General features: G+C 70.7%; 7 protein-coding genes. 6 read left to right on the top strand and 1 reads right to left on the bottom strand.

Features of this window, described 5'->3' with window-relative positions:
• Nucleotides 1-109 precede the first annotated feature (109 nt).
• From WMF45_RS48145 to WMF45_RS48120, 6 genes are all read left to right on the top strand, one after another.
• Nucleotides 110-2056 carry a hypothetical protein gene (locus tag WMF45_RS48145; protein ID WP_437713795.1) on the top strand — a complete coding sequence of 649 codons (1947 nt, stop codon included), beginning with the start codon at nucleotides 110-112 and terminating at the stop codon, nucleotides 2054-2056.
• A 2-nt stretch (nucleotides 2057-2058) separates the two neighbouring features.
• A complete protein-coding gene (locus tag WMF45_RS48140; RefSeq protein WP_437713793.1) occupies nucleotides 2059-3879 on the top strand; it encodes an acetyltransferase in 1821 nt (606 codons plus the stop codon).
• 29 nt (nucleotides 3880-3908) lie between these two features.
• The gene (locus tag WMF45_RS48135; RefSeq protein ID WP_437713791.1) at nucleotides 3909-5396 is read left to right on the top strand and encodes an OmpP1/FadL family transporter; all 1488 of its coding nucleotides are present in this window, start codon (nucleotides 3909-3911) and stop codon (nucleotides 5394-5396) included.
• Between the two features lie 411 nt (nucleotides 5397-5807).
• Nucleotides 5808-6095, top strand: coding sequence for a hypothetical protein (locus WMF45_RS48130; RefSeq protein ID WP_437713789.1), 288 nt, complete (start codon nucleotides 5808-5810; stop codon nucleotides 6093-6095).
• A 194-nt stretch (nucleotides 6096-6289) separates the two neighbouring features.
• Nucleotides 6290-9361 carry a tetratricopeptide repeat protein gene (locus tag WMF45_RS48125; protein WP_437713788.1) on the top strand — a complete coding sequence of 1024 codons (3072 nt, stop codon included), beginning with the start codon at nucleotides 6290-6292 and terminating at the stop codon, nucleotides 9359-9361.
• 209 nt (nucleotides 9362-9570) lie between these two features.
• Entirely contained in the window at nucleotides 9571-12528 is a 2958-nt protein-coding gene (locus WMF45_RS48120; protein WP_437713786.1) for a Kelch repeat-containing protein, read from the top strand.
• A 278-nt stretch (nucleotides 12529-12806) separates the two neighbouring features.
• Here the strand turns inward: WMF45_RS48120 and WMF45_RS48115 are convergent, their stop codons facing one another.
• Nucleotides 12807-14336 carry a sigma-54-dependent Fis family transcriptional regulator gene (locus WMF45_RS48115; protein ID WP_437713785.1) on the bottom strand — a complete coding sequence of 510 codons (1530 nt, stop codon included), beginning with the start codon at nucleotides 14334-14336 and terminating at the stop codon, nucleotides 12807-12809.
• Nucleotides 14337-14552 lie beyond the last annotated feature (216 nt).

Below are 14552 nucleotides of genomic sequence, written 5' to 3'. Positions count from 1 at the left end.
CCGCGCCGTCGCGGCACGAACTCTTTGTCGCGCCGTGGCGTCGAAGTTCGGTAGCATCGGACGTCTCTTCCTGCGGATCCCGAGAGATCCCTCGACGAGGAACCCTCGCATGACGCACATCTCGCTCGCCCTCTCCTCCCGGCGCGGCGCCGCGCTCCGCGGCGCTTCCCTCGTGCTGCTCGCCGCGCTCGCCGCATGCGGCGATGATGGAGGCGGCGGCAGCGGGGCCGCGGGCGGCGGGGGAAGCGGCGGCGAGGGCGGCGGGGGTGGCGGCGTGGTCATCGAGGAGCCGAACCGGTTCCGCCTGCGCATCGACGACGCCGAGCTCCCGTCGGTCGTGCTGGAGCTCGACAAGCAGAAGGCGCTCCAGGTCTTCGGCGAGGACGGGGCCAAGCAGATCACGATCCTCAACGTGGATACGACCGGGCTGCTCCGGAACGCGCTGGAGCAGATCCAGAACGCGTGTGGGACCTCGTGGGCGAACGACAACCCGAACCCCGGCCACGATTGCTCGCTCACCGAGCTCGGCGAGAGCTTCGGGATGGAGTGGAGGACATCCCCGGAGTTCGCGCTCGTCCGGCTGCTCAGCATGACGCCCGCCAACGCCAACGTGACGGGGACGTCGCTCGAGGGGCTGCAGGCGATCTTCGAGGAGAATCCGGGCACCTTCGCGTTCGACTTCGCCGACGTCCTCGCCGACAGCATCACCCTCGATCTGGCGGTCCAGCCAGATCCGACGGCCGTGCGCAGCAACCGGACGGCCCCCTTCGTGCCGATACCCAAGCTCATCGTCGCCCTCCAGCAGCAGCTGCTCGGCACGCACCCGGCCATCGCCAGTCCAGATGGCTTGAGGATGCCTGTCAGCCTCTACGAGGCGCTGGTCGATCTCCAGCCGCTGTCCGAGAAGCTCGGACCCAGCGGGGATCATCCTGGCGTGCTCGTGCGGGACGATGAGACGTTCACGACGAAGAGCGATGTCCTCCTGCCCGACTTCCGGATGCGCGTCGTCGCCGAGTCCGGCCTGCGCAGGGTCTCGGGGGTCGATCTCTCGAAGGGCGGCGGCGACATGTTCCTCCGGGACGGCGACGCGCCGCTCCGGTTCGACTTCACCGACCCGGAGAAGCTCCAGATCAGCGGCATCGCCCCGACACCGACGATCGATATGCGCATCTCGTTGCGCGAGCTGCCCACCAAGGTGAAGACGTGCATCGAGGCCGACGCGCCCGCCTGCAAGGAGAACCGTCCAGGCATGCCGGTCGGCTCCGATACGGTATGGTCCACCCCTCCATTCATGATGGAGCACATCGTGGGCAAGGCGGCTTATCTCACGTATGGCGAGCGCGTGCCCTTCACAGGGTGCTACTTCCGCCTGAGCGGGACGTGCCGGGTGGGCGTGACCATCGGCCAGAACGGCGACCCGCGCGGCTGGACGGCCTTCACCGACCTGGTTTCCGACCAACCGCCCCCGATACCGCCGCCGCAGTTCTTCTGGGAGCTGCTCACCGAGGTCGGCCAGGTCGCCATTCACGACCCCACCGGCGACGGCAGCCCCGAGATCCAGGAAGGCGCCGCCCAGCCGGTCTTCGCGCTCCACAACGTCGGCATCGGCCTGACCGCCGACGAGATCGTGGCCGACCTCCGCCCGACCCTGCAGAGCCAGGCCGACGAGATCGCCGAGATCATCCTGGGCAGGTACTGGGTCAACAACGACGCGCTCGACTTCTTCTACGGCCGCGGCGCGCCCGACGGCGCGCCCACCTTGTTCTTCGTCGCCGAGGACGACCTCCGGCCTTCGGATCAAAGCTCGCAGGCCCCTCGCGCCTACACCTACGAAAGTCCCGGCTTCTTCACGAGCCCGGATCTCGGCGAGGCGAGCAAGGTCTCCAGCAAGGAGCTCGACGGCCTCGACGACACGACGCACGAGAAATACAGGCTGCCACCGGGCGAGACCACGCTGTACATGCAGGACGACGAGGGCGCCGTCTACGAGGTCCGCTTCTACGTGCCCGAGAGCGACGATCCGGTGGAGATCACCGCCGACGTGGAGAAGCTCTGATCATGGAAGCGCGAGACCGCACCCGCCCCGCCGCGCCCGCCGCCCGCCGGCTCTCCCGGCTCGGCCCCCTGCTCGCCGCCGCGCTCTCCTCTGCGCTGCCCGGCTGCGTCGAGGCCGTCACGGTGGAGCAGGCGCCGCCCCCGCCGGCGCTCGGCATGAACGAGAGCCGCACCCTCACGCTAGAGTTCCTGCGGTTCGACGCGACGGGCTTCGCCAAGACGCTCACGCTCGAGGAGCTCAAGGCCATCCCGCGGCCCACCCTCGAGGGGATCTGGCTGCTCGATCTCGACATCTCGACGCTCATCGAGAACGCGCTGCTCAAGGTCATGTACATGCCCCCCGCGGAGGTCGCGGCGCTCCCGCCGGCGTCGCGCAACCTCGTCGGGCTCCTGAACATGACGCCGGAGAACGCCGACCTCCGCGGCACGAGCCTCGAGGGCCTGCTCGGGGTCGGCAACGCCGTGGGGCTCCCGACCTCCAAGATCCTCTCGGACCTCACAGGCGCGGCCGCCAACGAGCGGCTCATCCCCGTCCAGATCACCTCGCAGGCCGTCCTGGAGAACCTCGTCAGCACCCACCCGAATACCCAGCACCGGAGAGGGCCGGCGAACGACGAGCACCCGGACGGCGTCTACCCTGTCGCGCCGCACTCCATCCCCGTCACGCTGTACGACGTCGTCACCGACTTTGCCGGCCTCGCCGCGCAGTTCGGCCCGACGCCGCTCGATCCGGACGACCCGGACGGCGCGGAGCACCCCGGCTTCATCAAGGCCGCATCCGGGGTGAAGGCGGCCCTCGACGACTTCACGATGACGGTCCGCGTCGACGTCAACGCCCTGCCATACAAGGGGATCGACGCCACGATGGCCGATGTCGCGAGCGTCAACAGCACGCCCGGCCAGATAGACACCCTGTTCGATTTCAGCCAGGAGGACTGGCTCGTTCTGGACAACCTCAACAGAAACCTGAGCATCGGCGAGCTGACGCTGGCCATCCCCGAGAACGCGATGCTCCTGCCGGGCGGCACGAGCCAGGAACCCGCGCCGCGCGGCAACTCGCCCGTGTGGGACCAGCCGCTCTGGGAGTTCGAGCACATCCTCGCCCGCGCGGGTGAGCTCAGGGCGGCCCAGATCGAGGATCACTGCACGAGCTACGGGCCCCAGGGCAGCTCCACGAGCGACTTCCAGCCCGTCGAGGTCTGCATCGACGGCACCGGATGGACCAAGATCAGCGTCGATGACAGCGTGGTCGTGGAGGAGCCAGCGCCGTCCTACTTCTGGGACATCCTCCTCGACGTGGCCCAGGCGCGGCTGCATGACGGCGGCCTCGGCGAGGGGGAGGCCAACCTCGAGGTGACCCTGCGCGACGTGCCGGTCGGCGTGAAGACGGAGGATCTCGTCGCGAGCATCAAGAAGAACCTCGCGAGCGATCCAGCGGTCCTCAAGGACATGGCGCTCGAGCTCAACAACAACGCCGCCGGCGACGCGGACTTCTACCTCTACCAGCCGAGCACCGAGAGCGGCGTCGCCGGCCAGCGGGATTACCTCTACTTCGTCGCGCCCGACGACATCCGCAAGGACGCGGACGGCGTGCGCGTGCGCGACTATGCCTACGAGAGCCCTGGCTTCTTCTCCGACCCCGCGCTCGAGAAGAAGGTGTCGACGACCGAGGAGATCGACGGCGACGCGCTCCACGAGAAGGTGGAGGTCAAGGCGGGAGATACGCTGTACTTCGCGGACGACGAGGGGCACCGCTACGAGATCACGATCGGCGACAAGCCGAGCCCCCATCGCCTCTCGCTCACCCTCACCCGGATCCAGTGATCGGCCCCCCCACCGTGAGGACCCGTCTCATGCAAGGAGCTCTGCCGCCCCCGCGGCCCCGCGCCCGTGCGCGTCAACGAACAGGACGTGAACTCGCCGCGCTCTCGCTCGCGACAGGCCTCGTCTGCCTGACGGCGCAGGACGCGCGCGCCTCGGGCATCGACGCGCCCTGGGTGACGAGCGGCCTCTCGGGCCCCACGACCTCCGACGCCGCGGCCGTCTACTGGAACCCGGCCGAGCTCGCGGGGGTCCAGCGGCCCGAGCTCGTCCTGGGCGCGGGCCTCATCGTCGGCCACGCGACCTACCAGCGCGAGCGGCTCGGCACATACCAGACGCCGGACACGCTCCAGTTCAAGCTCCCGCTCGATCCGGCGAACGTCGACGCCAGCAAGCGCGGCCGCGCCGAGGAGGTGTCGACGACGCCGATCGCGCCGACGGGCAACGCCTTCCTGGCGATCCCGGTCCTGCCCAATCGCCTGACCGTGGGCGTCGGCCTGTATGTCCCTTATGCCGCGGCGCTCAGCTTCCAGGACGGCGCGCAGCGCTGGCAGCTCCGGCAGGCGTTCATCGTCTCGACGTCGCTCACGGCGGCCGCCGGGCTCAAGCTGACCGACCAGGTCTCGCTCGGCGCCGGCCTGTCCTACGTCAGCGGCCTCGCGGAGCTCTCGAAGGTGCAGGACTTCGGGAGCCTCAAGGAGTTCCACGACGGCCTCGACTACCTCGAGCAGGACAACGATTTCGGCCCGAACACGCCGTCCGAGCTGCGCGAGCTCGACGTGCTCGCCCGCTCCATCTCGATCAAGGAGGCGCTGTCGCACGGCGCCTCGTTCCACCTCGGGCTGGCCTTCAATCCCAACAAGGACCTTCGCTTCGGCCTCACGTACCAGCACAGCGCGGCGATGCGGTACAAGGGCAAGTTCGCCATCGACATGGACCACCCGTTCTTCACGCAGGACCTCGCCGAGCAGGGCCTGCGTTACAAGCCGCTGGTCGAGGGCGACGTGGAGCTCTCGTTCACGCTCCCCAAGCGGCTCACCGCCGGCGTCGGCTACCGGGTGAACGACAAGCTCAGCCTCGATGGGCTCCTCTCGTACGTGCTCTATTCGGACATCGAGGCGTTCGTCGTCGAGGCCACGTCTCCGGACCTCGCGCAGCCGAAGCTCGGGATCACCGATCGCGTCACCGTGACGCTGCCGCGCAGGTGGAACGACACGGTGTGGGTGGAGCTCGGGGCCAAGTACAAGCTCAGCGAGGCGCTTCTGGCGACGGCGTCGGTCGGGTATCAATCGGCGGCCTCGCCGGACAGCACGATCGACGTGGCCTCGCCCGACAACCACCGGCTGATCGGCGACGTCGGGGGCGTCTTGAAGCTCAGCGATCGCGTGTCGCTCTCGGGCGACGTCCGCGTGCAGGGCATCCTGCCGCGCACGGTGACCGGCTCGGATTACGACCTCGGCAACGGGAAGTACTCGCTCGTGCTCGCGACGGTGGGCGGACACCTCAAGTTCGTGTTCTAACCGCAATTTGCCGGCCGCCGGCGCCCGCGTCGTGGCTGTTCGCCGCGAGCCGGCCCGCTGTTCTCCGCGAGGAACAGGTGTCTCCTCCAGAGAGACAAGGGGCTCGGCAGCCTCGCGCTCAGGGCGGGAGATCAGGCGAACGATACGCCTCGATTTGGGCGCAAACGCGGGAGCCCGCCGGCGGACGCCCGGCCCGCTCGCCGTGGCATGGCATCTGCAAAACCTTTCGCCGGACGCTTCGTTTCTCGCCGACAGCGCCGCTTCAACCCACGGGCAATGCACGTTGCGCGCGGGTCGACGCGCAGAGGGCCATTCGCCGTGACCTCCTGTCGACGCCAACGACATCGCTGTTCCACCTGTCCGGTCACCATCGAGGAGAGTCGAATGTTCACTCGCGTCACCCAACGATCCATGTCTGTCCTTCTCGCGTCGCTGCTGGCGAGCTTCACCCTGTTCGGCTGTCAGGTCGAGGTCGCCGAGGAGCCGTCCCCCGACGTCGAGGTCGGCGAGGCGAGCCAGGAGTTGATCAACTGCAAGGGCCGGTGCGTCAGGTTCTTCTTGGCCTGCATCCAGTCGAGCGAAGGCGAAGACCGCGAGTTGTGCACCGCCGAGCGGGATGCCTGCCTGGCGGACTGCGACGAGCAGACCTGCGAGCCCTGGGAGCCCGGGTGCTGCCAGGGTCAGCCGACCTGCTGGTAGTCGCCTCTCCCCCGCCCTGCCGGGATGATGGAACCGCCATGGCGCCATAAGACGCCAAGATGATTGGGATTTTCTTGGCGCCCTCGGCGCCTTGGCGGTTCAAGAGACCCACCTTCAGTCAAAGTACCCCACCACCCGAGAGAGGGCGACGCGGGAGACCACAGGCCGCGACGCGGCATGCTACACAGCGTCCTGTGAGCCTGGGCGAGAGCGTGATCATCTGCCCGGGGTGCAGCGCGGAGAACTCTCCGTTCAACCCGCGTTGCACCCGCTGCGAGGCGCTGCTCTCGGAGGAGCCGCGGTCGAACTCCGCGACCGCCGAGGAGCACCCGTCGAGGCGGTCGACCTCCCGCGACGAGCAGGTGTCCTCGAGCGTCACGATCGATCCGCTCGCAAGCACGGTTGTCGTCCCGGACGAGGGAGCGCCCGGGCCTCCGGCGCCGCCCGGGGCCGAGGCGTCGCTCGATCTGCGCCCGGGGACGAAGCTCGGCAGGTTCGAGGTGATCGATCGCCTCGGCGAGGGCGGCATGGGCGTGGTGGTGCGAGCGCGCGATCACGTGCTCGGCCGCGACGTGGCGATCAAGGTGCTTCGGCCCGAGGTGCTGGGGCGCTCGGGCGCGGCGACGGCGCTCGCGCGGCTCGTCCGCGAGGCGCAGGCCATGGCGAGGATCAAGCACCCCAACGTCGTCACGGTGCACGAGGTCGACGCCTCGGGCGGGCAGGTCCGCGTGGTGATGGAGCACGTCGACGGCCGGACGTTGCGCGCGTTCTGCGCGGAGAAGCGGCGGCCCGCCGCCGAGGTCGTGGCGGCCTTCCTCCAGGCGGGCAAAGGGCTGTCGCAGGTGCACCACGCGGGGCTCGTGCACCGCGATTTCAAGCCCGACAACGTCCTTGTCGGCGCCGACGGCCGCGTGCGCGTCACCGATTTCGGGCTCGCGGGGCTCGCGGAGGGCGATGCCGGCGGCGGCGTCGCGGAGGCGGGGATCGAGGCCGCGCTCACGCGTTCGGGCTCGTTCCTGGGGACGCCGGTCTACATGGCGCCGGAGCAGCACCGGCGAGAGGCCGCGGATGCGCGGGCCGATCAGTATGCGTTCTGCGTGTCGCTCTGGGAGGCGCTCGCGGGCGAGCGTCCGTTCGCCGGCAAGACCTACGACGAGCTGCGCGAGAACGTGGCGCTCGGGCGGGCGCGAGAGCCGCCGCGAGGGGCCGAGATGCCGGCGCGGATCCGCCGCTGTCTCGAGCGCGGGCTCTCCGTCGACCGGGACGCTCGGTACCCCGACATGGACGCGCTGCTCGCCGATCTCGCGAAGGATCCGGCGGCGGCGTGGAGGCGCGGGCTCGTCGCGGCGTCGGGGCTCGCGCTCGCGGGCCTGCTCGTGTTCGCGTTCGCGCGGCAGCCTGCGGACAGGCTCTGCAAGGGCGGCGAGGCGAGGCTCGCGGGCGTCTGGGACGAGGCGACGATGGCGAAGGTGCGGGCAGCGTTCACCGGCACCGGGCGGCCGTACGCGGAGGACACGTACCGGCGCGTGGAGAAAGCGCTGGGCGATCGAGCGCGCGCGTGGGTCGCGATGTACGCCGACTCGTGCGAGGCCACGCACGTGAGGGGCGATCAGTCGGCCAGGCTGCTCGATCTCCGGACGCTGTGCCTGGAGCGCCGCCGCCAGGAGATGAGGGCGCTCACGGCGCTCTTCGCGCAAAGGGCGGACGCCGAGGTGCTCGATCGATCGATCGAGGCGTCGCTCGCGCTCCCGGGCCTCGATCGCTGCGCGGACGCGGGCGCGCTGACCGCGGCGGTCCCGCCGCCCGCGGACGCCGCAGCGCGGGCCCGCATCGACGCGCTGCGGGGTCGCCTGGCCGAGGTCAGGGCCCTCGATGAGGCCGGCAAGTTCGGCGAGGCGCTCGCGCTCGCGCGGCCGCTCGCCGACGAGGCCCGCGCGGCGGATTACGCCCCGATCGAGGCGGAGGCGCTCCTGATGCTCGGGCGCGCGGCGCGGGACGCACACGACGCCCCGGCCGCGGAGGCGGCGCTCCGCGAGGCGCTGCGCGCGGCCGCGCGGGCCAGGGACGACGCTCTCGCGGCGGAGGCGTGGCCGCAGCTCATCTACGTCGTCGGCTACCTGGGAGGCCGGCACGCCGACGCGCTCGCGCTGCAGCTGGCCGCCGAGGGCGCGGTCGAGCGGACGGGGGGCGACACGCTGGCGAGCGCGCGGCTGCTCGGCACGCTGGGCAGCGTCCTCGACGAGCAGGGGAAGTACGGCGAGGCGGCGCAGCACGTCGAGCGCGCCCTGGCTGGCCTCGAGAAGGCCCTCGGCCCGAAGCATCCCGAGGTCGCGGCGACGTGGAGCCGCCTGGGCACCGTCCTCCTCCACCTCGAGCGGTTCGACGACGCGGAGCGCGCCTACGCGCGAGCCCTCACCATCCGAGAGGAGACGCTGGGCGCCTCTCATCCGAGCGTCGCGCTCACGCTCAACAGCCTGGGTCGCCTCTTCAACACGCAGGGCAAATACCGAGATGCGTTGCCCCGGATCGAGCGCGCCATCGCCATCCAGGAGACGGCGCTCGGCCCCGATCACCCGTTCCTGGCGGCCTCCGTCAACAACCTCGGCAATGCGCTCGTCATGCTCGGAGAGACCGACGCGGCCAGGCGTGCTCACGAGCGGGTGCTCGCCATCCGGGAGAAGGCGCTCGGCCCTGAGCACGCCGACGTCGCGTCATCGCTCAACAACATCGGGGCCGTCCTGGAGATGCAGCAGAAGTTCGCCGAGGCGACTCCTTATTACGAGCGGTCGCTCGCGATCCGCGAGAAGGCGCTCGGCCCCGATCACGCGAGCGTGGCCGCCTCGCTCGCCAACCTGGGGAGCGCGCTCGTCGCGCAGAAGAGGTACGCCGAGGGCCTTGTGCGCCTCGAGCGCGCCGCGGCGATCCAGGAGAAGGCCGTGGGCCCGAGCTCGCATGCGGTCGCATCGATGCTCACGGGGATCGCCAGCGCCTACAACGAGAAGGGCGAGCCGGGAAAGGCGCGCCCGTTCGCCGAGCGGGCGCTCGCCCTCTATGCGGCGAAGGGCGAGGGCGTCTCACCGATCGAGCTCGCCGATACGCGCTTCCACGCGGCCCGGGCGCTCTGGGGATCGGCGCGGGACCGGGCGCGGGCGATGACGCTCGCGACCCAGGCGCGCGACGCCTATGCGGCCGAGGAGGGGGAGTACGCGAAGCGCGCGCTCACGGCGGTGAATGAGTGGCTCGCGGAGCACGGCGGCGCTCGGTGAAGAGGGGGCCGCGCAGGCCCTCACCTACCCGCGGCTCTCGAATCTCGAGCTCGCGATCGTCATCGACCTTGGCGAGGTGAGAGTGAGGCAGGGTATCCATCGCGTGGTCGCAAGTCGTTATGCCCTTGTTCGAACCATGCACTCAGCGCTTCTACGGAGGAGCCCATTTTTTCTTGACAGCTAGAACATCGAGATTGCTATCGTCGAGCATGCGTTCAGCCTCGTTCTTGCGCCGCTTCGCCCCCGTCCTCCTCGTCGCGCCGCTCGCTGCGGCGCTCGGATGCGATGACGCCGATACCCCGCGAAGCCTCGTGAAGGAGCAAGGCATCGGGGCGGCTGTCGCCGCGCTCACGGCGCCACGCTGGGACATGGCGCCGCCGATGAACGTCGCCCGGAGCAGGCACACGGCGACACGTTTGCTCGACGGGAAGGTCCTCGTGGCCGGCGGAGCGAGCGAGACGGCCGAGATGTACGACCCCACCACGAATACATGGGTGCTCGTCGCGCCGATGAGCACGCGGCACACCGGCCACACCGCGACGCTGCTTCCGGACGGCAGGGTCGTCGTGGCCGGCGGCGTGACCGAGGTCGTGGAGATCTACGACCCCGCCGCGGATGCATGGACGCTCGCCGCGCCGCTCGTCACGCCGCGCGAACGCCACACCGCGACGCTCCTGCCCGATGGCCGGATCCTCGTGGCCGCCGGCGAGTTCGAAGAGTGGGTGATGGGCTCGAGCGAGATCTACGATCCCGTCACGAATACGTGGACCGACGCGGGCCCGTTGGCGCGGGTGCGCTCCTCCCACACGGCCACGCTCCTGCCGAACGGCAAGGTCCTCGTGGTGGCCGGGGTGGACGCATCCGGCGACCCCATCGGCAGCGCGGAGATCTACGATCCGGTTACGGGCACGTGGACCGCCGCGGGCTCGATCCAGAATCGGGAAGGGCACACCGCGACGCTCCTCGCGAATGGCAAGGTGCTCGTCGCCGGCGGCTATACCGATTACGGTGGTGAGGGGTTCTCCTCCACGAACCGCAGCGCGGCGCTCTACGATCCGGCGAGCAATACCTGGACGACCGCGACGCCGATGAACGTCACCCACCACAACCACACGGCCACGCCGCTCGCCGATGGCCGGGTGCTGGTCGCCGGCGGCGGCGCGCTCACGGAGGTCTACGATCCGGCGAGCGGGAGGTGGTCGCTCGGCAAGTACCTGAACATGGACCGGAGCCGCCACACTGCCACGGAGCTCGCAGGCGGGCGGGTGCTCGTGGTCGGCGGCGGGAGCGCGACCGTCGAGAGGCTCACCCTCGCGGCCCCGGGCGATTCCTGCCTCTTCGCGGGCGAATGCGCGAGCGGCTTCTGCGTCGACGGTGTCTGCTGCGATGCCGCGTGTGACGCGGGCTCGTGTGACGCGTGCGCGGTGAGCGCAGGCGCGTCGGCGAATGGCACCTGCACGCCGCTGAGCGGAGCGGTTTGCGGCAGCGCCGACGGCTGCACGGCGAACGGCGTCTGCCAGGCGGGCGCTTGCGTCGGGGCGTTGCCGGTCGGCTGCCAGTCCCCGTGGACGCCGGCCGGGAACATGCCCGTGCCGCGGCAAGACGGCACGTGGGCCGAGCTCGCCGATGGCCGCGTGCTCGTGGCCGGCGGGTACGACAACGACTGGAACGATACCCTGTCCGCGGACCTCTACGATCCGGCGACGAACGCCTGGAGCGGCGTCGCGTCGCTCTCGCAGGCGCGCCGCAAGCCCGCGTCGATCCGGGTCTCGACCGGCGAGATCCTCGTCGTGGGCGGTGATTCTCCGTCGACGGCCGAGGCCTACGATCCGGCGAGCAATACGTGGACGCTCACCGGGGCCATGGTCGCGCACCACGATCGGAGCGTCGCTCTCTTGCGGCTCCCCGACGATCGTATCCTCGTCGTGGGCGGCGGGACGGCGGTCGCCGAGCTCTACGATCCGACGACGAGATCCTGGGAGGCGACGGGCTCGCTCGTCGTCTCGCGCTCGGGGCACTCGGCGGTCCTCTTGCAAAACGGGAAGGTGCTGGTGAGCGGCGGCGCTGGCAATCCGGCCACGGCGGAGCTCTACGACCCGGCCACGGGGACGTTCTCCCCGGCGGGGACGCTGACCTTCGCGCATTCCGGGCACCAGGCGACGAGGCTGCTCGACGGCGGCGTGCTCGTGGTGAGCGGCAGCGGCGCCGATCGGTATGACCCGGCCACGAACGCCTGGACGCCGACGCAGGCGTTGCTCATGCCGCCCGCCGATTTCACGGCGACGCTGCTCGGGGATGGTCGGGTGCTGGTCATGGGCGCGCCGCACGTCCCGCACGCGCAGGTCTACGACCCGGCGACGAATGACTGGACGGTGACCGGGCCCCTGGACGTCGCGCGCCGACGTCATACGGCCACGCTGCTCGGAAACGGACTGGTGCTCATCGCGGGCGGCACGGAATGGACGGGCGGCAGCCAGTGCGACCTCCGGAGCGCCGCGGTGTACGACCCCGTGACGAATAACTGGTCGATGGTGCCGAACCTGAGCAGGCTACGCAGCTCTCCGTCGTCCGTGCTGCTCGATGGCAATCGCGTCCTGGTCTTCGGGGGGTTACTGGGAGGTTGCTCGTCCGGGGACGGCGACCCCGAGGCGCATGGAAGCACGGAGATTTACGAGGGCGGCGTCACCCCGGAGGGCAGCGGCGGAAGCGCAGGCGCGGGCGGGTCCGGCGGAATGGCCGGCTCCGGCGGCTCCGGCGGAAGCGCAGGCGCGGGCGGGTCCGGCGGAATGGCCGGCTCCGGCGGAAGCGCAGGCGCGGGGGGGTCCGGCGGAATGGCCGGCTCCGGCGGCTCCGGCGGAAGCGCAGGCGCCGGCGGAAGCGCAGGCGCGGGCGGGTCCGGCGGAATGGCCGGCTCCGGCGGCTCCGGCGGAAGCGCAGGCGCCGGCGGAAGCGCAGGCGCGGGCGGAAGCGCAGGCGGCGCCGGTGCAATGGCCGGCTCCGGCGGTCAGGGCGGTAGGGGTAGCGTGAGCGGCACCGGCGGCTCCGGCGACGGCGAAGAGCCGGGCGACGGCTGCCGCGCCGCACGCGGATCCGCGGAGAATAGCGGGAGCGGCTTCGCGGCCCTCGTGGCCCTGGGCGCCCTCTTCGCACGCCGCCGCAGGCGCTGAAACGCGAGAAGGCACTCGCAGGCTGCTTCGTTCAGGCGGCCCCTTCGATGCATGGGGAAGTGCCTCCTCAGAAGAATTTGTGGGTGAGCCATTCGGGCTCCAGCAGGTTCCCGAGCGTAGGGTGGCTCCACTGCGGGAAGTCGGCCGGGGAAGCGAACCGCCAAGCCGCCAGGGGCGCCAAGAAAACCGGGGAATAGGGGGGATGCCCGGACGGCCACCTTCCCCCTCTCCCGTTGGCGTCCTTGGCGGCTTGGCGGTTCAAAGGCCGGCGGCGTCCGTCACCCATCGAAGGCAGGGCGCCGGCCACCTGCGCCGGCGACGCGGTGCTTCGCCAGGAGCTTCTGCAGGTAGGTCCGGTTGAACCCGGATTCCCGCGCCGCCTGCGACACGTTCCCTCCGTGCCGATCCATCAGCGCCACGAGGAACGCGCGCTCCAGCTCGGCGACGCCCGCCTCGCGCGCCGCATCGAGCTCGTCGGCGGAGAGCCGCGAGAAGCGCGGCGCCAGGGGCCCGGGGCCTGCTGGCTGAGCCACATCGGACGGGAGCAGATCCACGTCGAGCTCCGGCCCCGTCGCCAGGATGCACGCGCGCTCCACCACGTGGGCGAGCTCGCGCACGTTGCCCGGATAAACATGCTCGCGGAGCGCCCGCGCGGCGCGCTCGGTGAAGCGGGGCCGCTCGCCGGGGCGCTTCCAGCAGGTGCGGAGGAAATGCTCGACGAGGAGCGGGACATCGCTCGCGCGCTCGCGCAGCGGCGGAATCTCGATCTCGATCACCTTGAGCCGGAAGTACAGATCTCGCCGGAACTTCCCTGCCTCGACGAGCGCCGGCAGATCCTGGTGCGTCGCCGCGATCACGCGGACATCGACCTTGTCGGTCCGGTCGGAGCCCACGCGCTGGATCTCTCCGAACTGCAGGAAGCGCAGGAGCTTCGCCTGCACGTCGGGCGCGATCTCCGCGACCTCGTCGAGGAACAGCGTGCCTCCCTGCGCCGACGCGACCCGCCCGACGCGGTCCCTGTCGGCCCCGGTGAACGCGCCCTTGACGTGCCCGAAGAGCTCCGACTCGAGGATGCTGCCCGGCAGCGCCGAGGTGTGGAGCGTGACGCAGGCCTTGCTGCGCCGCGGGCTGTTCACGTGGAGCGCGCGGGCGATGAGCTCCTTGCCGGTGCCCGTCTCCCCGCGCACGAGCACGGTCGCGTCCGAGTCGGCCACCTGCGCGACCGTCTTGAGGAGCGCGAGCATCCTGGCGTCCTGCGTGACGATGCCCTCGAAATCGTAGCGGGCGAAGAGATCGCGCTCGAGGCGCTGGCTCCGGCGGCGGAGCGCCTCGCGCTCGAGGGCCCGCTTGAGGAAGAGCCCTGCGAGCTCGGCGAACTCGGCGACGAAGCGGAGCGCCTCGTCGCTGGCGGCCCGCGACCTGTACTCCACGTAGACCGCGCCGTAGACATCGGCGCCGTGGGCGAGGGGCGCCACGAGCGCGGCGGCCGCGCCCGACTCCTCGAGGCTCTTGAGGAGCGACGAGCGCGGCTCGTCGGTGTCCCTGGAGAGGTGGACGATCTGCCGGGTCTCGATGGCCTGACGCACGAGGCCGCGGCTGAACTTGCGCTCCTTGTCGGAGATCTTCGCCTTGTCGAAGTGGACCGCGAACTTCTGCTCGTAGGAGCCGTCCTCTCGGACCACGATGAAGCCGCGGTCGGCGCCCGTCGCCTCGAGCACGCGGCGGAGCACGAGCTCGGGAGCCTTCGCGTCGTCGTCCTCGGAGAGGAGGATCCTTACGATCTGAAGGAGCGAGGGGTAGAGATCCATGGCCGCAGAGCGCAGGGTACGATGAGGCGGGAAGGGAGCACAGAGCGATTTCCCGTGACGTCGGCGGTTCCGCCGTGGTGTCGCCGGGGAACGTCGCGATGAACGGCTGGTCGCCCGCGCGCCCCGGCCTGGCACGGATTGCTCGCCGGGGGCGTGGTCCGGGCTGCATCGGGTCGGGGAGGCATCGCCTGCGCTGCTTCCTACGTGGGCGCCGAG

It is taken from the genome of Sorangium sp. So ce448 (assembly GCF_051520915.1).
In the GTDB taxonomy this organism is placed as follows: Bacteria; Myxococcota_A; Polyangia; order Polyangiales; family Polyangiaceae; genus Sorangium; species Sorangium cellulosum_B.
This window is presented reverse-complemented; position numbering and strand designations above follow the sequence as displayed.

Bases quoted from the DNA above. Each gene is read 5' to 3' on its own strand.
- WMF45_RS48115 (WP_437713785.1), bottom strand. From the start codon at position 14,336: ATGGATCTCTACCCCTCGCTCCTTCAGATCGTAAGGATCCTCCTCTCC.
- WMF45_RS48120 (WP_437713786.1), top strand. From the start codon at position 9,571: ATGCGTTCAGCCTCGTTCTTGCGCCGCTTCGCCCCCGTCCTCCTCGTC.
- WMF45_RS48140 (WP_437713793.1), top strand. From the start codon at position 2,059: ATGGAAGCGCGAGACCGCACCCGCCCCGCCGCGCCCGCCGCCCGCCGG.
- WMF45_RS48145 (WP_437713795.1), top strand. From the start codon at position 110: ATGACGCACATCTCGCTCGCCCTCTCCTCCCGGCGCGGCGCCGCGCTC.
- WMF45_RS48130 (WP_437713789.1), top strand. From the start codon at position 5,808: ATGTCTGTCCTTCTCGCGTCGCTGCTGGCGAGCTTCACCCTGTTCGGC.
- WMF45_RS48135 (WP_437713791.1), top strand. From the start codon at position 3,909: ATGCAAGGAGCTCTGCCGCCCCCGCGGCCCCGCGCCCGTGCGCGTCAA.